Below are 23,073 nucleotides of genomic sequence, written 5' to 3'. Positions count from 1 at the left end.
CGCGGACCAGCGGCGGCGCGAGAAGGAGGACCGGGAGGACCGGATCCAGGCCCAGCTGTACGACCGCGAGGACGGGGACAAGGCGCGCCAGGACCGGTCCCGGCAGCTGGAGATGAACCTGGAGATGCTCAAGGAACTGGCCAAGCACGGGCACACGGACATGCTGAACCTGAACGTGGAGCGGCTGATCGCGGAGGTGTCGGGCGTTCCGTACCTGGAGGTCAAGGGTTCCGGTCTGCCCGCCGCGCTGCCCATCGAGGGCTCGGCCGACAACGCCCTCGACTCGGAGACCGACGACGACGACGAGCAGGACGCGCCGCTGCGGGAGGAAGACGATGACTGAGACCCTGTTCCGGGATCCCGACACCATCCGGCTGCCGCACGTCTCGCCGGAGCCCACGCCGGACGGCATGCTCGCCGGCACGTACCGGCCCACGTTCTCGGACCGGGGTGTCGGCCAGCTGTTCCGCCGGATCGTCGGCATCCGCGAGGACGTGCTGGACTGGGTCCCGGAGCACCGGCCCGGCTACACCCGGCTCGGCGCGATCGTGCTGAACACCGGGGTGATGGCCGCGCTGTCGCTGTTCATGGCGCTGAACAAGGTCGTCGACACGTGGTGGATCCTGCTGATCCCGCCGGCCCTGCTCTGGGGCTTCCTGATCCTGTGCCTCGACAGCTGGATGGTCGCGAGCACGCACGGCTTCCTGAGCGCCACGGCCAAGATCCGGGTACTGATCCCCCGGCTGGTGATCTCCGTGCTGATCGGCGCGGCGATCGCGGAGCCCATGCTCCTGTGGGTGTTCCAGCCCTCGATCACCAAGGAGGTGCAGGACACCCGCAAACACGAGCTCGACGTGTACGAGAGCCAGCTCAAGCTCTGCAACCCGGTCACCGGCGAGGTACCCGCCGCGGACCAGTGCGCCGACCTGCACCTGACGATCAAGGACACCCCGAACGCGAAGAGCGCCGAGCTCGCCGCCACCCAGGACCAGCGGGACAAGCTGCGTACCGAGGTCGACCGGCTCAACAAGGAGTGGGGGGAGAAGGAGAAGCTGGCCCAGGCGGAGTGCGCCGGCACGGCCGGTCCGCTGACCACGGGCCTCGCCGGGGACGGGCCGGAGTGCCAGCGCAACCGGGAGATCGCGGACCGGTTCCTCCGGGACAGCCAGCTGGGCAAGCACCAGTCGGACCTGGCGGCGCTCAACGAGAAGCTCCGCACGTTGGAGGCGGAGAAGAGCACCATCGGTCAGCGGTACAGCGCCGAGGTCGGCACCCAGATCACGGCGAAGGTGCAGGCGAAGCGCGACGACCAGGGCATGATCGGGCTCCTGGACGAGGGCGCCGCGCTGGGCAGGCTCGCGGACGAGAGCGCCTTCGTGCACGTGGCGGAGTGGATGGTCCGGCTGCTCCTCGTGGCCATCGACGCCATGCCCGTACTCGCCAAGCTGATGTCCGGGGTGTCGAAGTACGACCGGCTGGTCAGCCGCCAGGTCGACACCGGCCAGCGCCTGCACGACACGTACCTGACGATGCGCGAGCACCGGGACTCCGGTACCTGGCAGGACGAGATCCGGCGGATGGAGCAGGACCAGCGCGGCAAGGTCGCCCAGATCGAGGAGGACGACCGCACGGCCAGCTCGCGGCGGGAGCAGGAGATCGACGCCGAGATCGACGCGCTGGCCGCCCGGTTGCGCGGCGGCCAGCACGCGGGACCCTAGGGGACGTCGGGGGCTGAACACGCGGCCAGCAGGCCGGCCGGGTCCAGGATCTTCAGCCCCCGGTACCGCGTCTCGAGCAGCCCCTGGATGCGGAGCCTCCGCAACGCGTTGGACACCGACGCGTCGGAGGCTCCGACCATGCTCGCCAGTTCGCTCTGGCTGATCGGGATGTGCACGTGGATGCCGCCGTCGGCGGTGGGTTCCCCGCAGGTGGTCCCGAGGTCGTGGATGACGACGGCCAGCCGGGTGAACACGGTGTGCGTGCCGAACTCGGCGCGCCGCCGGTTGGAGAACGCGAGCCGGTCGCCGACGATGGACGTCAGGAGGCCGAACACCGCGGGGTGCTGGCCCATGAACGCCAGGAACGTGTCGCGGGGTACCACCCGGGCGGTGACCGAGCCGCAGGCGGTGAGGGTCGCGTTGCGGGTCCCGCCGCTGATCACGGCCAGCTCGCCGACCAGGTCGCCCGGGGCGCGCACCGCCAACAGGGCCGAGCTGTCCCCGTTGGAGACGGTCACCTTCACGAACCCGGTCTCGATGAGTACCGCCAGGCCGCCGGCCGAGCCCTCCAACATCAGGATGTCGCCGTCCCCGTACGACCGGGCGATCCCGAGTTCCAGCAGGGCGTCGCGGGTGCGGTCGTCGAGGCGGCGCAGCAGGCTCCGGGGCCGCCAGCGTGCCGCCGGGTCCGGCCGGGCCGACCGGGCCGGCCAGGTGTTGTCCATGTCCCTCCCTGGGTGAGTGAACAGGTGCGGGTCTCAGCCCAGGGTGTGGGCGCCGGCGACGGTGGTCAGGATGACGAGCGAGGAAACGGTCAGCGCGACGGAGACCTGGAGGCAGCGGTGCTTCCACCAGTTCAGCCGGCTCATCACGACCACCTGCCGGCTCACCATCCGCAGTTCCTCGGCCGGGGTGAGCGTGCCGAGCCGGGCGGACAGCTCGGCGGGTGACCACAGGCGCACGTGGCCGAAGTAGATGAGGTTCCGGCGGCGTTCGCGGGCCAGTTCCCGCTGGGTGCCCGTCAGGGGCAGGATCGCCGAGGTGGTGGCGACGACCGCGACCAGGAGGAGCGCGGCGACGCAGCCCTCCGCGAGGGGCAGCCACGGCGCCCGGGGCACGCCCGGTGCGGGCCAGGTCTGTCCGGACAGGACGAAGAACAGCAGCGCGCCCTCGAACGCGAGCATGATCGACGCCTTGACGTCAGCTTTCGCTGTCCACGACTCCTGCGTGCCGTGCACGCGCCACGCGAAGTCGACAGGTTCGGGTGCTGTTGGGTACACGGCCGGCGGTCGACGGGACGACACAGGCGAGCTCCTTCGAGCGTGCGTCTTACCTGTGGTCAGTAGAACACGGTGCGGCACGGCCCGCAGTACCGCGTCGCAAGGACGACAGGCCCGCCGGTGACCGGAAAGAGTGCTAACAGCGACAGACACGTGACACTCAGCTCGCCAACGATGACAGCAACGTGATTACATACGTGAATCAGTGACAAGTCTGAACGCCGGAGAACATCGGGTCGAGGTGCCATGCCGGCCACACCGCTTGATCAGCCCGCATCCGAGCAGTCGCAGGCGCTCTTCGCCGCGCTGCGGGATCTCCATCTCCGCGCGGGCGAGCCGAGCACGCGCACGATCGCGGCCGCCTGCGGTCGCGGGGTCATCAGCCACAACACGGTCCACAAGGTACTCGTCGGCCCCCGGCTGCCCCGGCTCGAACAGTTGCTGACAGTCGTCGCGCAGCTGTGCGGGGACGCGCAGGTGTTCCGCGAACTGTGGATCGCCGCGCGCCAGGCGGAAGGGGGCCGGACCCCGGAGGAGGCGCCGCCGCCGCCCGAGCGTCCGCAGCCGCCGCCCCGGGACACCGGTCGGCTCCGGCTCGCCGACGAACTGTTCCTCCTCGTGCACCATCCCCGGCACGGCCGGCCGCTGATCGGGGCGGAGCTCCTCGGCATCGGCCTCGTCGGCGCCGTACTCGCCGAGTTGTGGTTGGAGGGTCGTCTCACGGTCGAGGAGGGCCGGCTCACGCCCCGGGAGGCCCAGGCGGAGGACCTGGTCGCCGACCACTTCCTGCGGTCCATGTCCTCGCTGAGCCAGGAGCCACACCCCGAACCGTGGCGGTGGGTGACCGTGTTCAAGGGGGAGTCCGCGCGCCTCGTCGGCCAGCGGCTCGCCGCCGACGGCCTGATCACCCGCGAACGGGGCCTCAGCTACCTGCTCCGCCCGGAGGTCCGGTGCCCGCCGACCGCCGCCGGGATCGGCCGGTCGCCGACCGTGAACCTGGGCAGGCACCTGCTCGACGAGCGGACGCCGCCGGACGTGCAGACGGCGATGCTCGCGGCGCTGGTGAACCTCCTCGACGGGTACCGGACCATCCCGCTCGGGCTCAGGGCCGCCGACGCGCGCCGCCGGCTCATCCGGTTGTCGGCCGGGCTCGGGCCGGAGGCGCGGGTGCTCACGGCGGCGGTGGACACGGCGATCGTCAAGATCGCGCTGTTACCCCGCCTGTGAGCCGGACATCCGCTGAACCCGGCTCACGCATCCCCGCCGCGCCCGTGAGCCGGACACCCAGTGAGTCGGGGAGTTGGAGACGAGTCGGGGATCAGGACACGCGTCGAGCCGGGAACGTCGACGCCGGGATGCCGCGTGCCGGCGGCCGCCGTTCGAGGCCGACCCGGGCGCAAGGGTAGGATTCGGCCCGTCCCGGCGGGCGCGCCCCGTACCCGTCACGTGCCTCCGTCAGCAGGGGAGCGACCCATGGCCAGCAAGAACGCGCCCGTCTGCCCCCGCAACGGCGGCCACCGGATCCGGCTGCTCGGCCCCATCGAACGCGTCACCGGCGCCGAGGTCACCTACCGGGTCCGCTACGACTGCCCGGCGTGCAACGTCAAGAACGCCGTGGCCCCGGCCGACCCGGACTGGGCCACCAGCGCGCCGCGCCCGATCGTCGACGCCTGAGCCGCCGGACGCCTGAAGCCGACGCGCCCGAACCCCAGGCCGCCTGAAGCTGGCGCGCCCGAACCCCAGACCGCCGGCTTCAGCCCCGCCGAAGCGCACGCCTGAGACCGGCACACACGCCTGAGACCGACGCGCACGACGAAGACACCCCTGGCCCCAGACACGCGAAGTGCCGGGATAAGCCGACCACGGCCGGACGGTAACCCCCGGTCGTGGGAAGCCCGAAAAGCCCCGGAGCGTCAGCCCCGGGACCTACCGGTGAAAAGTGCCAGCCTCAGACGGTCAGAGCCGGGAGAACCGTGGTGTCCACGGGTCGTCGTCCTCGTCGACGTCGTCGCGTTGTCCCGCCGGCAGCGACCCTCCGCCGGCAAGCTCGCGTTGAAGCTGGTCGAAGTCCGTAGTGGGGGAGGAATACTTCAACTCCCGAGCCACCTTCGCCTGCTTGGCCTTCGCACGGCCGCGCCCCATGGCCGCTCCCCTCGCACACAATCGGGGCGGCCCTCAACAGGCGGGCCCCGAAGACGTCAGGTATCACTCGTGCGGACCACAGTACAGCGCTTCGGCCACGTGCAGAACTCACCCTGCCGGTCACTTTCCGGGCGGTCCAGATGTCGGGATCGGGCACCGGTGGTCGGGTTCGCGCCGCCCGGCCGGGCGGGTGTGGCCTGGCCGAACGGTAGACTTGTCCCGCTCGCCGGAACGGCCGCCGGAACAAAGGACAACGCATGATCAACGGCGACCTCGCCGGCCTGCTCACCGAAGTGGCCGAGGCGGTCGGCCTCCAGGAGGGTGAATCCGGGGTCGAGCGGGTGCTGCGTGCCATCCGGGAGCTGGAGCCGGCGTCCACCAAGGCCGTGAGCAGGCACGTCGGCCTGCCGCTGCCCGTGATCGCGGCGATCAACAACGAGCTGCGCACCCGGGGTGTCGTGACGAAGGACCGGCCGAGCCGGCTCACCGACGAGGGCCGCACCCTGCTGGAGAGCCTGCCGATCGACCTGAGCGTGGCGGCGACCTGCCAGTGCTGCGACGGGCACTCGGTGGAGATCCCGGCGGACTTCGACCCGATCCTCGTCCAGCTCGCCAAGATCATGGAAGGCGCGCCGGGGGTCGACCTGACGCTGGACCAGTCGTTCGCGACCGTCGAGACGAAGGTGCGCCGGGTCCTGCTGCTCATGCGGTACGGGCTGCTGCCGTCGCGCGCCGCGCTCTGCGTGGGCGATGACGACCTGATGGCGGTGGCGATCGCGGCGGTGGGGGCGGCCATCGACCGGCCGCTCGTGGGGCGGCTCGCGGTGGTGGACATCTCGCCGGAGATCCTGGAGTACACCCGGGCGTGTCTGGCCGAGCTGGGGGTCGCGGCCGAGCTGGTCGAGCACGATCTGCGCGAACCGCTGCCGGAGGCGCTCCGGCAGGGCTTCGACCTGGCGTTGACGGATCCGCCGTACACGACGGAGGGGGCGGGGTTGTTCCTGTCCCGGGCCGTGGAGGCGCTGGTCCCGGGGCCGGGCCGGTCGGTGGTGTTCTCGTTCGGGCCGAAGGGGCCGTCGAACACGCTCCAGGTGCAGCGGGTGATCACGGAGCTGGGGCTGACGGTGCAGGCGATGCACCGCAACTTCAACGAGTACCTGGGGGCGGGCGTCATCGCGGGCGTCAGCCACCTGCAGTACCTGTCGACGACCGCCGAGACCGCGCCGCTGATCACCAGCGCGCACGCCGGCCCGCTGTACACGGCCGACCAGCGCAGCGCCTCCCGGGAGTACGTGTGCAACAAGTGCGCCACCCGGTACGCGGTCGGCAAGGACGCCGAGTGGCCCACCATCGCGGCCCTCAAGGAGGCCACGTGCCGGGAGTGCGGCGGGGACCGCTTCCGGCCCCTGCAACTGATCCGGGACAGGTGACCTGAATGGCGCACACACTCCGCCAGGCGACGGAATCAGACCTCGACGCCCTGGTGGCCTACGAGATCGTGATCGCGGAGGTGTCCTTCGGCGCGGACGCCGTGGTCGACCCCGAGGTGCACCGGGGCAAGCTGCGCAAGGGGCTGACCCGCGACGCCGAGGGCATGGTCGTGGCCGTAGACGGCGCGGACCAGGTGATCGGCTGGATGTGGCTGGCCGTGAACACCAACTTCCTCACCGAGGACCGCTACATCAACTTCCGGTCCCTGGCCGTCTCCCCGGGCCCGGACAGCGAGGCGGTCGGCGAGTCGCTGCTGGCCCACGGGCTGGAGTTCGCGAAGGCCAAGGGTGCCGGGGAGATCGTCGGCAAGGTGTACATGGGCAACCAGGGCATGCGGGTGCTGTACCGCAAGTTCGACTTCGAGCCCGTACACCTCACGCTCCGCAGGAAGATCGAACCGTGAAGTGCGTGGTCTGGGACCTCGACGGCACGGTCTGGCCCGGGGTCGCGATCGAAGGACCGGAGAACCAACTTCCCACCCCTTTTCCCTGGGTACTCGCCGCGCTGGCCGCCCTGGAGGCCCGCGGCGTCGTGAACAGCGTGGCCAGCCGCACCGACCCGACCCTCGCGGCGGCGCTCGCCGCGCACCCGGACCTGGCCGACCGGTTCGTCGCCCCGCAGCTCGGCTGGGGGGACAAGAGCGAGGCCATCGGGCGGATCGCGGCGGCGCTCGGCATCGCGGTGGACGCGGTGGCGTTCGTGGACGACAACCCGTTCGAGCGGGCCGAGGTGGCGGCGCTACTGCCCGGGGTGCTGGTGCTGTCCCCGGAGGAGCTGCGCGAACGGTTCGAGGATCTGTTCCCCGAGGCGACGACCGACGAGGCGCGCAGGCGACCCGACCGGTACCGGGAGGAGCAGCGCCGGCTCGCCGCCGAGCAGGACTTCGCCGGTTCCCGGGACGAGTTCCTCCGCTCCTGCGGCATGGTACTCACGGTCAGCGGGGCCTCCCCGGCGGACGTGCCGAGGATCGCGGAACTGGTCGCGCGCACCCACCGTTTCAACACGACCGGGGAACAGTGGTCCGCGGACCAACTGTCGGCGCTGGTCGACGACCCGGACTGGTTCGTGCCGGTGGCCCGGCTGGCGGACCGGTTCGGCGAGTACGGCCAGATCAGCACCGCGCTCGTCCAGCGCGGCCCGTCCTGGCGGCTCCGGCTGTTCATGGTGTCGTGCCGCGCGGCCGGCCGGGAGGTACCGGTGGCGCTGCTCGGCTGGCTGGTCGACCGGGCCCGCGCCGACGGGGCGCGCGAACTACTGGTCGAGATCCGCACGGACCTGGCGAACCTGGAACTCCGGATGCTGCTCCGCCGGGTCGGCTTCGAGGCGGTCCCCGGCGAGGGGCCGACCGCCGGCGGGGCGCTGCTCCTCCGCCGCGACCTCACCGAGATCCCCCCGGTGGCCCACCTGACCCTGGAGGAGAAGGAATGACCGAAGACACCGGCGCCCAGGCCGCCCCCGACGACGTCGAAACGGGCGTCCGCGCGGCCCTCACCGAGGTCCTCGACCTCGACGTCTCGGCGTTCCCGCTCGACACCCCGCTCTTCGACGGCGGCCTGGGCCTGGGCTCCCTCAACGGCGTCCGCCTGCTCGAACTCGTCAGGGCCCGGTACGGCGTGGACGTCGCCGCCGAGGACTGGGCGCTGGACTCCCTGCGCTCGATCGGCTCGTTGTGCGCGTTCATCCGGGCTGCCGCCGTATAGCACACGGTGCCCGGTTCGAGCCCCTGACCTGCCTGTAGTCGTCTGTACACTGGGCGGAGCGGTGCGCCGGTCGTGGCAGGCCGTCCATCGAAGGGTTCCCAGATGAGCGAGGCACCGCTGCCGGGCGAGCACGGCGAAGCGGATGAGATGTGTTCCTACGCCGTGGACGTGTGGCTGAAGGACACCGCCCTGCTCACCGACGACGCGGGCCTGATGGCGCTGATGCGCGACGCCGCCGAGGCCGGGCACGCCCAGGTGCTGGGCGAGTCGGTGCACCGCTTCCCGAACGGCGCGGTCACCGGGGTGCTGGTGCTGTCGCAGTCGCACCTGAGCGTGCACACCTGGCCGGAGTACCAGTCGGCGAATTTCGATCTGTTGACCTGCGGCCGGCTGAACGGCGAGCGGATCATCGAGCACCTGCGCACCGCGCTGGACATCACCCGGATCAACATCACCAGGGTGCTGCGCGACGTCCAGTAGAACCCGGGTGTGACCTTCCGGCCCGCCCGCGCGTGTTCTGACCATGATGATGACCTACGCCCGGGACGGGACACTGGCGACCAGCTCGTTGGAACCGGGCTTCGTGGAGTTCTACGGGGCCAACTTCTCCGACCTGGCCGCCCAGCTGTACGTGTACCTGGGCGACATGGCCGAGGCGCAGGACGTGGTACAGGAGGCGTTCTGCCGGGCCTGGGTCCGATGGGGACGGATCAGCCGGTACGAGGAACCCGTCGGCTGGGTCCGCCGCGTCGCCTGGAACCTGGCCACCAGCCGGATCCGCCGCATGATCATCGCCCGCCGGTACGCCCGGCTGGACCGGCCGCGCACCGTCGAGGGCCCCGCCCCCGACCGGGTCGCGCTGATGGCCGCCCTGGCCACCCTGCCGGCGAACCAGCGCCGCGCGGTCGTCCTGCACTACCTGGCGGACATGTCGGTCGCCCAGATCGCCGACATGTGCGGGGCCCGCGAAGGGGCCGTCAAGACGTGGTTGTACCGAGGCCGGGCCGCCCTGGCCACCCAGCTCCGCGAATCCGAGGAGGCATCCCCCCATGCCCGATGAGTTCCGTACCCAGGACGACCTGCTGCTGCGTCGGGCCCTGACCGGCATCCACGACGAGGCCCGGCTCGAACTGTCCCCGCACCGGGTCGGCGCCGTCCGCGCGGCCGCCCGGCGGCGCACCGTCGGGATCGTGGCGGTGGCGGGGGTCGCCCCGCTGGTACTCGCGGCGACCGCGGCCGCGGCGTTCAGTTTCGGGGGCGGCGACACCGTGGTCAGCCCCGCCGGGGGCGGCCCCGGGGGTTGCGGGCCCAGCCCGGCCACCTCCTCCTGGCCGACCCCGCAGCCGTCGCCGTTCGGCACCCCCTATCCGACGTCCGCGCCGGCGTCGCCGGACCCGACCCCGCCCCCGTCGCACAAGCCGAGCACCTCGCCGTTCCCCACGACGTCCGCCGGCCCGTCGACCCCGCCGCCGAACTGGCCGACCCCGTCGCCCGGGAGCACGTTCCTGGACGGTGCCTCGCAGGCCCCGGTCCCGAGCACCGGCCCGGACGGGTACCCCCTGCCGTCGCCGGTCGACCCGTCCTGCACGCCGGGTGCGACCCCCGCCCCGCCGAGCCCGGGCGGCGCCACGACCCACCCGACACCCAGCCCCGTGGGCCCCGCGACGCCGGCCCCGCCGAGCCCGTCGGGCGGCGCCACCCACCCGACGCCGACCCCGTCCGGGCAGCCCCAGCACCCGACCCCGACCCCGTCGAGCCCCTTCCAGCCGACGCCGACCCCGCAGGGGCCGTTCCCGTCGACGCCGCCCGGACGGTGACCCCGGGCTGAGCGCGCGGCGCCTCGTACCAGGAAAAGGGGTGTCCTTGATCTGTTCGTGGTCAGGGGCACCCTTCCCGGGGCGGAATCCTCCTGGCTAACGCGTCGCCGCCTCGCTAGCCTCGGGGCATGACGCTGCCCCTGATCATCGCCGAAGGCACCCCCACGGAGATCGGGGTCAGCTACGGCCGCCAGGCCGCGGAGCTGATCGCCGGCAACTTCGCCGACTACCTGGTGAAGTTCCAGGACACGGGCGGGCACGACCCGGCCGAGGTGACCCGGCTGGGCGAGGAGTTCCGGGCGACGACGCACCGGCACACCCCCCGGATCGCGGCCATGCTCGACGGGGTCGCCGAGGGCTCCGGCCTGCCGGTGGGCGACATCTACGCCCTCAACGCGCGGACCGAGCTGATGGTCCCGCCGATCACCGAGTGCACGGGCGTGGCCGTCCTGCCCGAGCACACCGCCTCCGGGCACACCCTGCTCGGCCAGAACTGGGACTGGTACCCGTCCCAGAGCCCCTTCACCCTGGTCCTGGCCACCCGCGACGAACGCGGCCACGAGGTGCTCGCGCTCGCCGAGGCCGGCATGCTCGCCAAGGCCGGCCTGAACTCGCACGGCGTCGGGGTGGGCGTCAACCTGCTGACCAGCGACCGCGACGGCGCCCCGGGCGGCGTGCCGTACCACGTGCTGATCCGCGCGGTCCTGGACGCCCGGCACGGCATCGCGGGCTCGCTCGGGGTGTGCTCGCTGCCGCGCAGCGCGTCGATCAACCTGCTGGTGGGGGTGGCTGGCGGCACCGCCGTGGACCTGGAACTGACCCCGGGCCTGACCGGTCGGGTCCTGCCCCAGGCCGGCATCCTGACCCACGCCAACCACTTCGTCTCCGGCATCGACGTCCGGGACCGGTTCTACGACCTCGGCGGCGGCTCCTCGCTGTTCCGGGACTTCCGCCTCCGCCAGGTCCTGGAGACCGCCGCGGCCGAGCGCCGGGTGACCGACAAGGACGTGATGGCGGCGTTGCAGGACCACCTCGGGTTCCCGCACGCGATCTGCCGGCACGTCAATCACGAGGACCCGCAGGAGCTGTGGTCGTTGACCGCGAGCTCGGTGGTGATGGACCTCGACGAGCGCCGGATGCTGGTCACGAGCGGCCCGCCGTGCGAGAACCCATACCAGACCATCGATCTGAGCGATGTATTCGGGAGTGCTCGTCCGGATTCCGGCTTCTAGAACCGAAGTTGTTACCTAACCGTAACTTGTAGGTTCCCGTCGCGGACAGTGAGTCGATCGAGAGCGTTCGCGCGGTGTTTCATCCGTGTTTCGGCGGAATATCCACGCCGTTGACTACCGAGCGCAAAGCCGGTCGAGCGACAGGTTACCCGAGAGTGTTACTGGCGGGTAGCCACAGGGGTTGTCCTGTGACGTGGATCGCGGCAGCATCTGCACCACTGGAGTGGGTGACCCTCATCACCCCCGCAGGAGACCACACCCCGCGCCCGTCCGCGCCCCCCGTGCGGACGGCGGCGCCGCCCGAGGAGGAATTGTGAAGGAAACACTGGTTGGTCGTACCCGGTGGCGTAAGTTCGCCATCGCGATGGTCCCCGCCACCGCCGCCGCCGCTGTCATGGTGATGGGGATGAGCAACGGGGCCATCGCCGCCTCGTTCGCGGTCTCCGGTCAGCAGTTCCAGATCTCCGCCGACGAGATGGTCGTCGACGGCTTCGCGCAGTACGGCAGCATCGACAAAGAGGTCGGCGCCGACAAGGACCCGTCGAAGGTCCACGTGGTCGCGGTCGCCGCGGCCAAGTCCGCCACCGTCAAGAACCTCTGTCAGTCGGTCGTCACCCCGACCCCGATCGGCACCGTCACGATGCAGATCCACGCCGGCGGCGCGGGCAGCGGCCCGGTCACGGCCGAGAACCTGTTCCTCGACATGACCTCCCTGACCGGCGACGCGGTCTTCGAGAACATCGAGATCGGCGTCGACGCCTCCACGATGACCAAGGGTGCCGGCGCGGGCATGGTCGGCGGCTTCGGCCAGCAGGCCAGCCGGGCCACCATCACCAACGTCAAGCAGGTCGCGTGGGCGACCAACGCCGGCACCTTCCGGCTCAAGGGCATGCACCTCGAGGTCCTGATGGGCAACAAGCCCTGCTTCTAGGCAGTAAAAGCTGACCGGGCCCGCCGGAGCACTCGGCGGGCCCCGTCACGCGACATCCCCCTTTACTGGTTAGGAAAAGCAGGAGGCACGCGTGTCCACCAACCTGGGTCAGGTTTGGCGGTCCTTCGGGACCTGGCGGCGCGGCCGTCCGTTCTGGGGCGGCCTGCTCGCCCTGCTCTCCGGCTCGTTGCTCATCTGGCTGCCGTGGACGACCATCGGCACGATCATCCGCGCCGGGATGGGCGCGCTCGGCGGCGTCATCCTCGGCTCCCTGATCGCGCTGTGCGGCGTGATGATGTGGTTCCAGCCGGCGCAGCGCGTCTTCTACAGCGTCATCACGATCGTGGCGGGGCTGGCGGCGTTCCCGTTCACCAACTTCGGCGGCTTCGTCGTCGGTACCCTGCTGGCGCTCGTCGGTGGTTCGTTGGGGTTCGCGTGGACGCCGGTCACCCCGGCGGGGGGCGCACCGCCGGCCGCCCGGGTGCCCGACGACGGGGACTACTCGACGGCGATCCTGCCGGGGTTCGGGGAGCCGGACGCCGATCTGCCCGAGGAGGACGGTGAGCCCCGGGCAGCGGGGCAGGACGAGCCTGCGGCGGAGCCGGCATCCGAACACCCCGGTCACGCCGGACAGCCTGGCCAGCCCGGTCCCGGTCACGCCGGGCAGCACGACTCCGGTGCGGCCCCCGGTATCCGGCCGCACCAGCCCCGGCACCGTCAGAACACCGACGCCCCCGCCGTCGTCGTTCCGGAGGACGCCCGGTCCGGTGCGCGGTCCCGGCAGGCCATGGGCGTGGCGATCCTCGCCGTGTCCGTGGCGGCCACCGGCCTGATGGCCATGGGCATGGACAGCCCCGTCCAGGCCGCGCCGCCGTCCGGTGCCATCCCGTGCGCCCCGGGTCAGACCGCCCCGGGGCAGCCGCCGGCCGGCCAGCCCACCAAGTCCGGTCAGCCGGCCCCCGGGCCGACGGCGAAGCCGGAACCCACGAAGAGCGGTCAGCCCGCGCCGACCCCGACCGCCACGGCCCCCGCCCCGGGGGTGTCGCCGGAACCCACCAAGCCGTGGTGGTGGCCGTTCGACCTCAAGCGCGAGTCGGACTCCTCGGCCCCGCGCAGGGTCGCCGCCGCCCCGGCGAAGGCGACCCCGACCCCGACCGGCAGCCCCATGTGCCACCGGCAGCTGGCCGCGGCGGCCGGCGACCCGGTCCCGTCGGCGAAGTTCTCGGACATGCGTGCCGCCAAGCAGCAGATGTGGGGCATGCACTACGACGGGGTCAAGACCCTCAAGACCAAGGAGGGCGGCTCGATCCGGGTACTGAAGTTCACGATGACCAAGGCCCAGTCGACGCCGTTCGAGATGACCAGCCCCGACAAGGGCAACGGCAGAAGCGTGAACCAGAAGTCGACGCAGCTCACGATCAGCGGCGACGTCGAGTTCTACACCAGCCGGTTCCACGGGTGGCTGTTCGGCATCATCCCGCTGACGTTCACCCCGGACTCGCCGCCGCCGCTGCAGATCGCTGACCCGATCTTCACCAGCGCGGAGATCGAGCTGGTGTACCTGAAGTGCGACCGCCTCCAGGCGGACGACCTGCGCCTCACCGAGGTGTAGGCGCGCCGACGACGCGAAGGGAGGGCACCCCGCCCGGGTGCCCTCCCTTCGTCACGTCCAGCGGCCGTAGGCCGCCGTGCCCGGGCGCAGCGAGGCCGCCGAGCCCGGGCCCGGCGGCGTCCGCGTCAGATCCGGGCCAGTGCCGCCCGCAACGGGTCCAGCCCCAGCGAACCCAGGTCCAGGGCCGCCCGGTGGAACTCCTTCAGGTCGAAGTCGGCACCCTTGCGCGCCTCGGCGTCCGCCCGCGCCTGCAACCAGATCCGCTCGCCCACCTTGTACGACGGCGCCTGCCCCGGCCACCCGAGGTACCGGTCCAGCTCGAACCGCAGGAACTCGTCCTGCATCATGCAGTTCGCGCGCAGGAACTCGTACGCGATCTCCGGCGTCCACGTCCGCCCCGCGTACTGGTCCCAGCCGACCCCCGCCGGGATCTCCAGCTCCAGGTGCAGGCCGATGTCCACGACCACCCGGGCGGCGCGGAACAGCTGCGCGTCGAGCATGCCGAGCCGGTCGCCGGCGTCGTCGAGGTAGCCGAGTTCGCCCATGAGGCGCTCGGCGTACAGGGCCCAGCCCTCGCCGTGGCCGGAGCACCAGGAGAGCACCCGCTGCCACCGGTTGAGGACCTCGCTGCGGTACGCGGTCTGCGCGACCTGGAGGTGGTGCCCCGGTACCCCCTCGTGGAAGACCGTGGTGACCTCCCGCCAGGTGGCGAACGACGTGACGCCCGCCGGCACGGCCCACCACATCCGGCCGGGCCGGCTGAAGTCCTCGCTGGGGCCGGTGTAGTAGATGCCGCCGTCGCTGGTCGGCGCGATCATGCACTCCATCCGCCGGACGGGCTCGGGGATGTCGAAGTGGGTGTCGGCGAGGTCCGCGACGGACTTGTCGGCGACGGCCTGCATCCAGTCCCGGAACTCCTCCTTGGAGCCGATCTGGCGGGCCGGGTCGGTGTCGAGCGCGGCGGCGGCCTGTTCGACGGTGCCGCCGGGCACGATCAGGTCGGCGGTGACGAGCATGTCGGCGCGCAGCCGGGCGACCTCCTCGAAGCCCCACGCGTACGTCTCGTCGAGGTCGACGGTCGCACCGAGGAAGTACCGCGAACACAGCTGGTACAGCTCCCGGCCGGCCGCCTCGCGCTCCTGGCCCAGCGGGGCGAGCTCCTCGCGGAGGAAGCGGGCGAAGTCGACGGTGGCGGCGTTGGCGGCGGCCGCCCCGGCGTCGAGCCGTTCGCGGAGCTCCCCGGTGGCGTCGAGCCGGCGGACCAGGCCCGGGTAGAAGTCGTCGCCGTCCGGGTCGGTCCAGGTGTCGCACTGCGCGGCGACCTTCTCCATCTGGGCCCGCGCCCCGGCGTAGCCGTCGCGCGCGTCGAGGAGCAGCGTCTCCTTGTACCCGGCGAGCGCGCCCGGCACGAGTGCCAGCCGGGTGGCGATGTTCGCCACGGCCTCGGCGGTGTCCGTGGGCATCTGGTCGAACGAGCCGCGCACCTCGTGCAGGGGGCTGGCGATCACGTTGATCCGGGACCGGTACCGGATCTCGTCCAGTTCGACCGAGAGCCCGAGCCGCTCGACCATGGCCTCCTGGGCGACGCGCTGGTGCTCGTCGTCGGGGGTGGCCGCGAGGAGGGCCGCGAGGGTCCGACGGTTGAGTTCCGTGAGGGCGTCGAGCCCTGCCGGACTCAGGTCGGACATCTTGTCGTCGTAGCCTGCGATGCCGACGCCGGACGCGCCGAGGGGCTCCAACGGTGCCCACTCGTCGACGTACCGGTTGGCGATGTCGTCGATGTTTCCCATGCGCAGAGACCCTACGGCACGTCCACGGCGCCCCGGGGCCGGTTTTCCCCGTGCCGGAGCGACCCCGCTTCAGGTGACCGAATGCCCCTGCCGCCCGAGGTCGAGCAGCCCCTCCCGGTCCGTCGGCACCTCCCCCGCGGGGGTCGCCCGCAGCGGCCACCTCCTGCGCACCTCGTGCCCCCGCCCGAGCCACCCGGTCAGCACCGCCCGGTCGTCCAGCGCGTCCCTGGCCTCGGTGAGCGCGGCGATCAGCTCGTCGAGCACGGGCCGCACGGCGGTGGCGTTGCCCGAGCACATGGCGGCGACGAGGGCCGGCGCGGTGGACGCGACCCGCGTGCCGTCCCGGAACGAGCCGGCGGCCAGCGCCAGCACCCCCGGTTCGGCGGCGGAGGCGGCGATGGCCGAGGCGACGAGGTGCGGTACGTGGCTGATCCGGGCGACGGCCGCGTCGTGCTCGGCGCTGGTGGCGGGGATGATCCGGGCGCGCAGGCCGCCGAGCAGCTCCGCCATGGCCTGCCAGTCGGCGAGGTCGGTGTCGGGGTCCAGGCACAGCACCCAGGGCTGGTCGCGGAACAGCAGCGGGTCGGAGGAGCCGAAGCCGGAGTGCTCCTTGCCGGCCATCGGGTGCCCGCCGACGAACCGCCGGCCGGCCATCAGCGCGGCCACCGGCCCCTTCACGGAGGTCACGTCGGTGATCAGTCCGGGGTACCCGTCGAGGTCGCCGAGGAGTTCGGGCAGCACGGGCAGCGGCACGGCGAGGAACACCACGTCGGTGCCGCGCACGGCCTCGCGCACCGAACCCGCCGCGCCGGCGAGCTGCCGGGTGACCGGGTCCGCGTCGTAGCCGGTCACCTGGTGCCCGGCCGCCGTGAGCGCCCGGAGGAGCGATCCGCCGATGAGGCCGAGTCCGAGTACCGCGATCCGCATGGCCACAGCCTAAACGCCCCACCCCCCGAGCCCTTTCACCCCTTCAACACCTTTTTCCGGGTACGCGACCCGCGTACCCCCCGCATGGGTTCGAGCTCCTCAGTGGACCCGGCGCGCCCGCCCGATCGAGCAGCTCAGGGTGGCCCCGGTGGGCTAGGCTCGACGGTGTGATGCCCTATCCCCGGCCCGGCCGGCCGCAGTTCCGGGAGCCGAACCCGGTCCGCCTGCCGGCCCTGGCGGCCGGGGCCGGCGCGACGGCGGCGTGGTTCATGCTGTTCGCCTTCGTCTGGGGCGGCGCGGTGGGCTACGCGTGGCTGACCCTGCTCGCCGGCACCCTGGCGTCCCTCGCGGCCGGATTGCTGGCCCTGCGCGGAGATCGCGGCGTGGCGGTCGGTATCGCGCTCGCCGCCGGTTTCGCGCTCGCGGCCCTCGGTGTGGTCCTCACCACCTACTGGGTCGGCGGCAACTGGCTGCTCTGGTAGCCTTACTCAACGTATTGGTCTATGCCCAATTTGCATGTCGAGCTTGACGGACCTCCCGTGGGTTCGGCACGGTAAGAACATGTCGATGAGGCTCGAGCGACTTGAACCCGATCGCCGTCGCCGCCGGTTGCAGCTCCTCGCCGAGCTCGCCGACGTGAAGGCGCTGCGGGACAGGATGCAGCCGCGTCGAGCCCGCTCCGAGCGCCTCCGGGAGCTCATCGCACTACGCCGCCGCTGGGCCACGTAGCCCCAGCGCGCGCGCCGCTTGTTGGCACGACTGCCGGCCAGGTACGCTCCGGCAAGTTGACGACTTGGCCGGGGGGATCGTGTCGCACTTTGCTGTAGCAGTCGTACGGGATGGCTCCGGATGGACCGTCTCGGAGCTCGAGCTGCGTGGGGTCCGGGACGTCGAGGAAGCCGGCGACCGGCTCCGGGACGTGGCCGACGGAGAGCTCTCCCTACTGTTCGTCGAAGCCGAGGACGAGTATCTCGTCGTCGTGCGGATCGACGAGGACAATGACCTGCGCGTCTTCGGCTCCGACGCCGAGTACGCCGAGGAGACCGCCCTCGGGGCCGCCCTCCTCGGGGACCTGGAGCCCGAGCGGCTGCCGGACCTCGACGACGAGGACGAAGACGAGGAAGAGGACGAGCGCCCCGCCGCCGACCCGGACAGCAACCCGGTCGGCGACGCGGACCTGCTCGCCGATCTGGGCATCCCCTCCGTGGCCCTGCTCAAGCTCTGCGCCCAGGAGGGCATGCTGCCGTCCGAGGTGACGGCGAGGATCTGCGAGACGCTCGGCTGCGCGGATGACGTCGAGGAGCTCCGCTAACGAGGCGTGGGTCCGGCGGGCGCTGGCCGTAGCCGGCACCGCGGACCCGCTGGACGTCCCGGTCGGCGCCGTCGTCTACGACGCCGCCGGCCGTGAACTCGCCACCGGCTTCAACACCCGCGAACAGACCGGCGACCCGACCGGCCATGCCGAGATCAACGCCCTGCGCGCCGCCGCCGCCGTCCTCGGCACCTGGCGGCTCGACGGCTGCACCCTCGCCGTGACCCTGGAGCCGTGCACCATGTGCGCGGGCGCCCTCGTCCTCGCCCGGATCTCCACGGTCGTCTTCGGCGCCTGGGAACCCAAGACCGGCGCCGTCGGTTCACTGTGGGACGTCGTCCGCGACCAGCGCCTCAACCACCGCCCCGAGGTGTACGCCGGCGTGTGCGAAACCGAGTGCGCCGACGCCCTCCGCGACTGGTTCCAGACAAACCGCCGCTAGCGCCGCTGTGCGTGGCCGGACAAGATAGACGGGTGACTTCGGCGGCCCGAAAGGGAAACTCGATGGATGTCCGGCGGGCTCGGTTCGGTGAGGCGCTCCGGCGGCTCCGTGAGGAACGGGACCTGACCCTGGAGCAGGTCGGCGGCGAGATCGGCTGGTCCTATGTGCGGCTGCACCGACTGGAGACGGCCGAGACCCGCCCCAGTGTGGACCGCGTGCGCCCCCTGCTGGACCTGTACGGGATCAGGGAGCCCGAATACGGCAACCTCCTCGACCAGGCGCAGGACCTCTCCGTCGAGGGCTGGTGGCGAGAACACCGGGGCTCCAAACCGGGCCAGCGCACCTACGCCGAACTGGAGAGCGGCGTCACCGCGATCAACGCCTACAGTGGCGCCATCGTGCCCGGCCTCCTCCAGACCGAGGACTACGCCCGGTACCGGATCCGCTCCGAGCTCGGCGACAGCGACCAGATCGCCACCGACGCCAACCTCGCCGTCCGCCTCGGCCGGCAGAAGGTGATCGGCTCCATCGACTTCGAGGTCATCCTCGACGAGGTCGTCCTCCTCCGCCCGTCCTGCCCGCCCGCCGTGATGGCCCAGCAACTCCGGCACCTCGCGTCCGACCTGCCCCGGGTCACCGTGCGGGTCCTGCTGCTCAACCGCGTGATCGACGATTTCCTTTTACCGCAGAACACATTCGCCCTGTACCGGCTCCCCGGCGGCGACGAGATCGGTTTGATCGACACGATGGCAATTGGCCCCCAGCCAATTGATGCTGACAAGTTGCCGTCCTATCGACACGCCTATGATCGGCTGCGGGACGCGGCCCTGAATATCGAGGATTCGCGGGAGTTCATTCTTCAGTCAGCGGAAGCGAAGAGATGATTATCAGCAATTGGCGGAAGAGCCTCCGGAGCGACGGCGGTGCCAACTGCGTAGAAGTGGGAACGGGCCGGGGCGTCGTCGGCGTGCGCGACACCAAGCAGCGGGGACGGGGTCCGGTGCTGGCGTTCGAGGCCCGTGCGTGGGTCAGTTTCGTGGCGGCGGCCAAGCGGGGCAGCTTCGACCGCTAGGTGACCGTCTTGGCCCTGGGAGCCGGTGTCCGTGGGGTGCCGGCTCTCGGCGTGTCCGGGGTCGGGGCTTCTGAGGGCTGTGGAGTTGGCTGGGTGCGTCGGACGGCTTCCTGGGGCGGTGTATCCGGGTGGACCGGGGCCTCCGGGAGCCTCTGTGCTCCGGCGCGGTGTGGGGGAAGACGACCAGAGCCGGTACCCGTCGGGCACCGGCTCTGTGTTCTTGCTGGCGGTGGCGGAGGGATTTGAACCCTCGGAGGGCTTGCACCCTCACACGCTTTCGAGGTCTGCCGGTCGCTGTTCACGAATGGCCGTGAGCGTTCTGAGCTGCCGTGATTCATGATCGCGGACCTGCCTGGACGCGGTTGTACGTCAGTGAATGAGACCGCGAATGAGACCACGAAGCCGGTTGCCCCCACGTGGTTCAGCCGGCCCAGGCCGGCCTGTATGGAGGGATTTAGACGTGCCTAACCCCTTTGTCGCGAGATTGATGGTGGTCGCACATTCCCGACTCGGCGACCGAAAAGTCGCTATACGTCATCTGATCAGCGTGCGAGGATCGACTGGACTGGCCACTCTGGAGTGCGGCATCCCGCCATTGGGTTGGAGAGACATGAAGATATCTATGGCGCACAACTTCTACCTGGATTTCCTGCTACCCCCATTCGATGAAGCTGCGTTATTCGTAGATATCGAGTATCCCGACTACTTCGCTCAAATACGGGCTTGGGATCGCGCGACGGAGGAGCTGTTCCCAACTGAGGTCTGTAAAACGCTTTCGAGCGCGCAAATAAAATTGAACCCTCTTGCCGTCCCTGGTGTCAATCTACAAAAGCGAACAGTGGATGACGTCGCAGATCGACTCACTGTGATTCTGGTTCGTGAAGTTGAAGACGATTATCAAGTACAGCCTGGCGATGCCGAGTTTTGGTTCAGGAAAGCAGTAAAAGCGGCGAATTACATTCTCGCACATCTGCGTGTATCCACGGGCGTTGCTCGAATCACGCTGATTCCCCAATACTGGAAGCCGGGTACGGGTACCCCTGGCGTCCAAATTCCCCATACGGTGATCTGGGTAAACGCTGACACGCAAGAGGCGGTTCCGTTTGTTGAGGGGCTGAATGGATATGGAAGTTCGGGGGCCATCAAGGTTCCTGAAACGGGGCTTGCTGTTTGGGAACGTTTTGCCGCAAGCGTCGGACCTGGCAACGACCCGATTCTGGCTGAATCCTTGTTGATGGACGCCGAAGAATCCGCGATTAGGATTGGCCTCAGGGAGTCAGTGCTCTGCACGGCTTCGGCGTGCGAATCCGAGGCGGCGTTGTACGCAAGCAATCAGGTGAAGATTTCCAAGAGCCAGTTGGCTCGGATTGTCAAAGCAGATGCATCGTTCGCGGAACGTTACTACGATTTGCTTCCACTAGCTGTTGCAGGGAAGTCATTTCAAAGCGAAGCGCCAGATGCGTTTGAAGATATCAAGTCGGCCTACCAAGAGCGCAACAAGTTGATGCATACGGGTAAATTCAGCACAGCGATTACCTCACTTACCGAAGAGGAGCAGTTTGCGACGATCTACCGTTGGATTCTTTCGGCCCGGCGCGCCACTCGCTGGATAAGGAGCCTCTAGTTGTTGGATTCCACCACAGCGAGTAGGCCGGCAGCGACATCCCGCATGGTGGTAACCACCGAGGCGGCCCCGGCACGGCGTAGCTCCGGCACCTTCCTGGGCTTGTTCGCGTAGCCGAGTACTGGAACACCTGCGGATACGCCTGCCGCAACATCGGTCACGGTGTCACCGATGAGCAGACAGGACGTCGGATCGACGCGGAGAGCGTCAGAGGCGCGGAGCAATGGCTCCGGACTTGGCTTCATCCGGTCCGGATCTGCATAGGCTCGTCCGACAACCAGGGCGAAGTGCCCGGCAAGCCTGTGGGCCTTCAGGTAGGCCGTGACTGCGGCTTCTGAGTTGTTGCTGACTACCGCGACCGGTCGCCCTGCCTGCCGAGCCGCGACGATGACTTCACGTCCGTACGGTGTCGGTTCTGCCGATCGGGCGGCGACCAGCTCGGCAGCACATAGGGCGTCCTCGACGGCGCGGGTCAATCTTGAGTGCCCCTGGCGGTCGGTCCATCGCAGTACCTCTAGCGGGTCGGGTTCGTCTTCGATCTCGCCCAGGTCGAGCCGTTCGGAGCGCAGCACCTGGCGGAGTGCTTCGGCTACCTTGGGCGCGGGGTACCCGGCGAAAATGCTGCACACCGGTCCGTCGAAGTCGAGGAGCAGCGGGCCGTGTCCGGCCAGCAGTGCGGCGAGTGCGGGCGCGTCGGTCATGCCTCGTACTCGCGGGTGATCGTGTCCCACACCGAGTCAAACCACTGCGCCGCACCCTCTACGAACTGGGTGCCGTGCGAGGCGCTGTCATCGCTGACCGTGTAGTGGAACAGCGGGACATCCTTGCCCAGCAGGTCATAGATCGCGGTCGGCTCGCCCTTGATCGCCACGGTGCGCTCAATGACCGGGTAGAACCCAAACCACGCTTCTTCACCGTTGAGGATGTACATCTTGAACAGCGGCGCGGCGCTGTGCACGCGCACCTCAGCCTGGGCCGACCGCACTAGACCCAGGTCCGACAGCTCCTGCACCTGATCGATGATGCTGTCCGCCGCACGCCGGGTGATGCGGTTGGCGCGCTCCCGCACTGCGGGGTCATCGGACTGCGTCTCGGCCCGTGCTGGCAGCGCCATGGGCACCGTCATGTCCGAGATCATGACGCGGATGGTGATCGACTCTGGCGTAAGGTCGCCGGCTCGCACCTTGTCCAGTGCTTCGGTGATCGCGTCCCGCAGCGTCTCGCCCGAGAACCCCGCGAAGTCGATCGCAACGTGCATGCGTTCGAACGCCGCTTCGATGTGCGGTCGCAGTTCAACCGGTCGTTGAGTCTTGGCGCGGACGTACGCGCCGCTTCCCTGGCGGGTGATGACCAGGCGCTCAGCCTTGAGGATGTCGACGGCTCGCCGGGCGGTTTCTCTGGCTACGCCGAAGTGGTCGGCGAGTGCTGGTTGTGAGGGGACCTGTGCGCCCGGGGCCAGCTTTTGGGTGAGGATCGCGGCGCGGAGCCGGTTCGCGATGTCGCGCGACCCCGGTTTGGGTGCGGTGGGGTCTACGTCCCCGAGGTAGTCAAGGTTCTCAGCCACGACCCCAGGCTACAGCCTGCCTAGCCAAGTTGGAAAAGTTTCGGTGCGCCTCTTGACTTGCCTAGGCAACCCGGCCTACCTTCATCCCAAGCAAGTTGCCTAGGGAACCTGGGGAGCTTGGAAGGCAAGTGAGGGCCGACGTTTTCGCTGGTCCTCGGGTTGGTCAGTCGTCGGGATTCGCGCCTTCGGGTGCTTTGTCTGCGAGCTACCAGGCCATTGGTTCTTTGAGAACTCAACAGTGTGGGGCAGTCACCTCCCTTGAAAAGGTGGCCGCGCACGGCTCAGGTCCGTGCCTGTGTGTTTCAGCTCTCGCCGTCCGGCGGGGGTGTCAGCCGCTGCGGAGCTTGGCTTCGTGCGGCTTCCCGGAAGCGACCGGCGGCACGGATACAGGTGCTGCCGGTCTTCGTGAGCGGAGAGAG

At 70.1% G+C, this 23,073-nt stretch carries 28 protein-coding genes; 21 read left to right on the top strand and 7 right to left on the bottom strand.

Translation table 11 applies throughout. The annotated features are described in order from the left end of the window. Positions 1-343 (top strand): hypothetical protein (locus tag AB0M43_RS38140; RefSeq protein ID WP_363732445.1); only part of this gene is annotated, 343 nt, incomplete at its 5' end. Then, positions 336-1,718 carry a DUF4407 domain-containing protein gene (locus AB0M43_RS38135; protein WP_363732443.1) on the top strand — a complete coding sequence of 461 codons (1,383 nt, stop codon included), beginning with the start codon at positions 336-338 and terminating at the stop codon, positions 1,716-1,718. The genes AB0M43_RS38140 and AB0M43_RS38135, both read left to right, overlap by 8 nt. Here AB0M43_RS38135 and AB0M43_RS38130 read toward each other — a convergent pair. Next, positions 1,715-2,443 (bottom strand): Crp/Fnr family transcriptional regulator, encoded by a 729-nt coding sequence (locus AB0M43_RS38130; RefSeq protein ID WP_363732441.1) that lies wholly within the window; start codon positions 2,441-2,443, stop codon positions 1,715-1,717. The genes AB0M43_RS38135 and AB0M43_RS38130 overlap by 4 nt on opposite strands. Positions 2,444-2,476: 33 nt before the next feature. Then, entirely contained in the window at positions 2,477-3,022 is a 546-nt protein-coding gene (locus tag AB0M43_RS38125) for a Pycsar system effector family protein (protein ID WP_363732439.1), read from the bottom strand. 222 nt (positions 3,023-3,244) lie between these two features. Here AB0M43_RS38125 and AB0M43_RS38120 point away from each other — a divergent pair, with 222 nt between their 5' ends. Then, positions 3,245-4,225 carry a GPP34 family phosphoprotein gene (locus tag AB0M43_RS38120; protein ID WP_363732438.1) on the top strand — a complete coding sequence of 327 codons (981 nt, stop codon included), beginning with the start codon at positions 3,245-3,247 and terminating at the stop codon, positions 4,223-4,225. A 246-nt stretch (positions 4,226-4,471) separates the two neighbouring features. Further along, positions 4,472-4,672 (top strand): hypothetical protein, encoded by a 201-nt coding sequence (locus AB0M43_RS38115; RefSeq protein WP_363732436.1) that lies wholly within the window; start codon positions 4,472-4,474, stop codon positions 4,670-4,672. A gap of 282 nt (positions 4,673-4,954) precedes the next feature. Here the strand turns inward: AB0M43_RS38115 and AB0M43_RS38110 are convergent, their stop codons facing one another. Next, positions 4,955-5,140: a DUF3073 domain-containing protein gene (locus AB0M43_RS38110; RefSeq protein ID WP_363732434.1), complete on the bottom strand. Its 186-nt coding sequence runs from the start codon at positions 5,138-5,140 to the stop codon at positions 4,955-4,957. 257 nt (positions 5,141-5,397) lie between these two features. Here AB0M43_RS38110 and AB0M43_RS38105 point away from each other — a divergent pair, with 257 nt between their 5' ends. From AB0M43_RS38105 to AB0M43_RS38060, 10 genes are all read left to right on the top strand, one after another. Next, positions 5,398-6,570, top strand: coding sequence for a bis-aminopropyl spermidine synthase family protein (locus AB0M43_RS38105; RefSeq protein ID WP_363732432.1), 1,173 nt, complete (start codon positions 5,398-5,400; stop codon positions 6,568-6,570). A gap of 5 nt (positions 6,571-6,575) precedes the next feature. Beyond that, positions 6,576-7,034, top strand: a complete 459-nt coding sequence (locus AB0M43_RS38100; protein WP_363732430.1) for a GNAT family N-acetyltransferase — start codon at positions 6,576-6,578, stop codon at positions 7,032-7,034. After that, positions 7,031-8,059 (top strand): HAD-IIIC family phosphatase, encoded by a 1,029-nt coding sequence (locus AB0M43_RS38095; protein ID WP_363732427.1) that lies wholly within the window; start codon positions 7,031-7,033, stop codon positions 8,057-8,059. Before AB0M43_RS38100 ends, AB0M43_RS38095 begins: the two co-directional genes overlap by 4 nt. Continuing rightward, the gene (locus AB0M43_RS38090) at positions 8,056-8,331 is read left to right on the top strand and encodes a phosphopantetheine-binding protein (protein WP_363732424.1); all 276 of its coding nucleotides are present in this window, start codon (positions 8,056-8,058) and stop codon (positions 8,329-8,331) included. Before AB0M43_RS38095 ends, AB0M43_RS38090 begins: the two co-directional genes overlap by 4 nt. A gap of 102 nt (positions 8,332-8,433) precedes the next feature. Next, positions 8,434-8,811: an adenosylmethionine decarboxylase gene (speD, locus tag AB0M43_RS38085; RefSeq protein WP_363732422.1), complete on the top strand. Its 378-nt coding sequence runs from the start codon at positions 8,434-8,436 to the stop codon at positions 8,809-8,811. A 43-nt stretch (positions 8,812-8,854) separates the two neighbouring features. Then, a complete protein-coding gene (locus AB0M43_RS38080) occupies positions 8,855-9,391 on the top strand; it encodes a SigE family RNA polymerase sigma factor (RefSeq protein ID WP_363732419.1) in 537 nt (178 codons plus the stop codon). Then, positions 9,381-10,148 (top strand): hypothetical protein, encoded by a 768-nt coding sequence (locus AB0M43_RS38075; RefSeq protein ID WP_363732417.1) that lies wholly within the window; start codon positions 9,381-9,383, stop codon positions 10,146-10,148. Before AB0M43_RS38080 ends, AB0M43_RS38075 begins: the two co-directional genes overlap by 11 nt. A gap of 128 nt (positions 10,149-10,276) precedes the next feature. Further along, the gene (locus AB0M43_RS38070) at positions 10,277-11,380 is read left to right on the top strand and encodes a C45 family peptidase (protein WP_363732415.1); all 1,104 of its coding nucleotides are present in this window, start codon (positions 10,277-10,279) and stop codon (positions 11,378-11,380) included. Positions 11,381-11,693: 313 nt separating this feature from the next. Beyond that, the gene (locus AB0M43_RS38065) at positions 11,694-12,311 is read left to right on the top strand and encodes a DUF6230 family protein (RefSeq protein ID WP_363732413.1); all 618 of its coding nucleotides are present in this window, start codon (positions 11,694-11,696) and stop codon (positions 12,309-12,311) included. Between the two features lie 91 nt (positions 12,312-12,402). Then, on the top strand, positions 12,403-13,923 hold the full coding sequence (locus tag AB0M43_RS38060) for a DUF6114 domain-containing protein (protein ID WP_363732411.1): 1,521 nt from the start codon (positions 12,403-12,405) through the stop codon (positions 13,921-13,923). Positions 13,924-14,048: 125 nt separating this feature from the next. On the opposite strand, the gene AB0M43_RS38055 is transcribed toward AB0M43_RS38060, so the two are convergent. Both AB0M43_RS38055 and AB0M43_RS38050 read right to left on the bottom strand, forming a co-directional pair. Beyond that, positions 14,049-15,713, bottom strand: coding sequence for a DUF885 domain-containing protein (locus AB0M43_RS38055; RefSeq protein WP_363732409.1), 1,665 nt, complete (start codon positions 15,711-15,713; stop codon positions 14,049-14,051). 69 nt (positions 15,714-15,782) lie between these two features. Continuing rightward, a complete protein-coding gene (locus AB0M43_RS38050; protein ID WP_363732406.1) occupies positions 15,783-16,640 on the bottom strand; it encodes a prephenate dehydrogenase/arogenate dehydrogenase family protein in 858 nt (285 codons plus the stop codon). 170 nt (positions 16,641-16,810) lie between these two features. On the opposite strand from AB0M43_RS38050, the gene AB0M43_RS38045 reads away from it, so the two are divergent. The 7 genes from AB0M43_RS38045 (at position 16,811) to AB0M43_RS38015 (ending at position 21,090) form a co-directional block, all read left to right on the top strand. Then, complete coding sequence (locus AB0M43_RS38045) at positions 16,811-17,122, top strand: hypothetical protein (RefSeq protein ID WP_363732446.1); 312 nt, start codon at positions 16,811-16,813, stop codon at positions 17,120-17,122. 85 nt (positions 17,123-17,207) lie between these two features. Continuing rightward, positions 17,208-17,369 (top strand): hypothetical protein, encoded by a 162-nt coding sequence (locus AB0M43_RS38040; protein ID WP_363732404.1) that lies wholly within the window; start codon positions 17,208-17,210, stop codon positions 17,367-17,369. A gap of 79 nt (positions 17,370-17,448) precedes the next feature. Continuing rightward, entirely contained in the window at positions 17,449-17,952 is a 504-nt protein-coding gene (locus AB0M43_RS38035; RefSeq protein ID WP_363732402.1) for a tRNA adenosine deaminase-associated protein, read from the top strand. Further along, on the top strand, positions 17,930-18,394 hold the full coding sequence (locus AB0M43_RS38030) for a nucleoside deaminase (RefSeq protein WP_363732400.1): 465 nt from the start codon (positions 17,930-17,932) through the stop codon (positions 18,392-18,394). Before AB0M43_RS38035 ends, AB0M43_RS38030 begins: the two co-directional genes overlap by 23 nt. Positions 18,395-18,456: 62 nt before the next feature. After that, on the top strand, positions 18,457-19,278 hold the full coding sequence (locus AB0M43_RS38025; protein ID WP_363732398.1) for a helix-turn-helix transcriptional regulator: 822 nt from the start codon (positions 18,457-18,459) through the stop codon (positions 19,276-19,278). Then, a complete protein-coding gene (locus AB0M43_RS38020) occupies positions 19,275-19,466 on the top strand; it encodes a DUF397 domain-containing protein (protein WP_363732396.1) in 192 nt (63 codons plus the stop codon). Before AB0M43_RS38025 ends, AB0M43_RS38020 begins: the two co-directional genes overlap by 4 nt. Before the next feature lie 622 nt (positions 19,467-20,088). Then, complete coding sequence (locus tag AB0M43_RS38015) at positions 20,089-21,090, top strand: hypothetical protein (protein WP_363732394.1); 1,002 nt, start codon at positions 20,089-20,091, stop codon at positions 21,088-21,090. On the opposite strand, the gene AB0M43_RS38010 is transcribed toward AB0M43_RS38015, so the two are convergent. Together AB0M43_RS38010 and AB0M43_RS38005 are read right to left on the bottom strand one after the other, a co-directional pair. Beyond that, positions 21,087-21,791: an HAD family phosphatase gene (locus AB0M43_RS38010; RefSeq protein WP_363732392.1), complete on the bottom strand. Its 705-nt coding sequence runs from the start codon at positions 21,789-21,791 to the stop codon at positions 21,087-21,089. The two genes, AB0M43_RS38015 and AB0M43_RS38010, sit on opposite strands and share 4 nt — an antisense overlap. Next, entirely contained in the window at positions 21,788-22,654 is an 867-nt protein-coding gene (locus tag AB0M43_RS38005; RefSeq protein ID WP_363732391.1) for a winged helix-turn-helix domain-containing protein, read from the bottom strand. The genes AB0M43_RS38010 and AB0M43_RS38005 overlap by 4 nt, the downstream gene beginning before the upstream one ends. Between the last annotated feature and the right edge of the window lie 419 nt (positions 22,655-23,073).

Source organism: Longispora sp. NPDC051575 (assembly GCF_040681875.1).
Lineage (GTDB): Bacteria > Actinomycetota > Actinomycetes > Mycobacteriales > Micromonosporaceae > Longispora.
The sequence above is the reverse complement of the archived record's forward strand: the minus strand, read 5'-3'. Positions and strand labels throughout refer to the sequence as shown.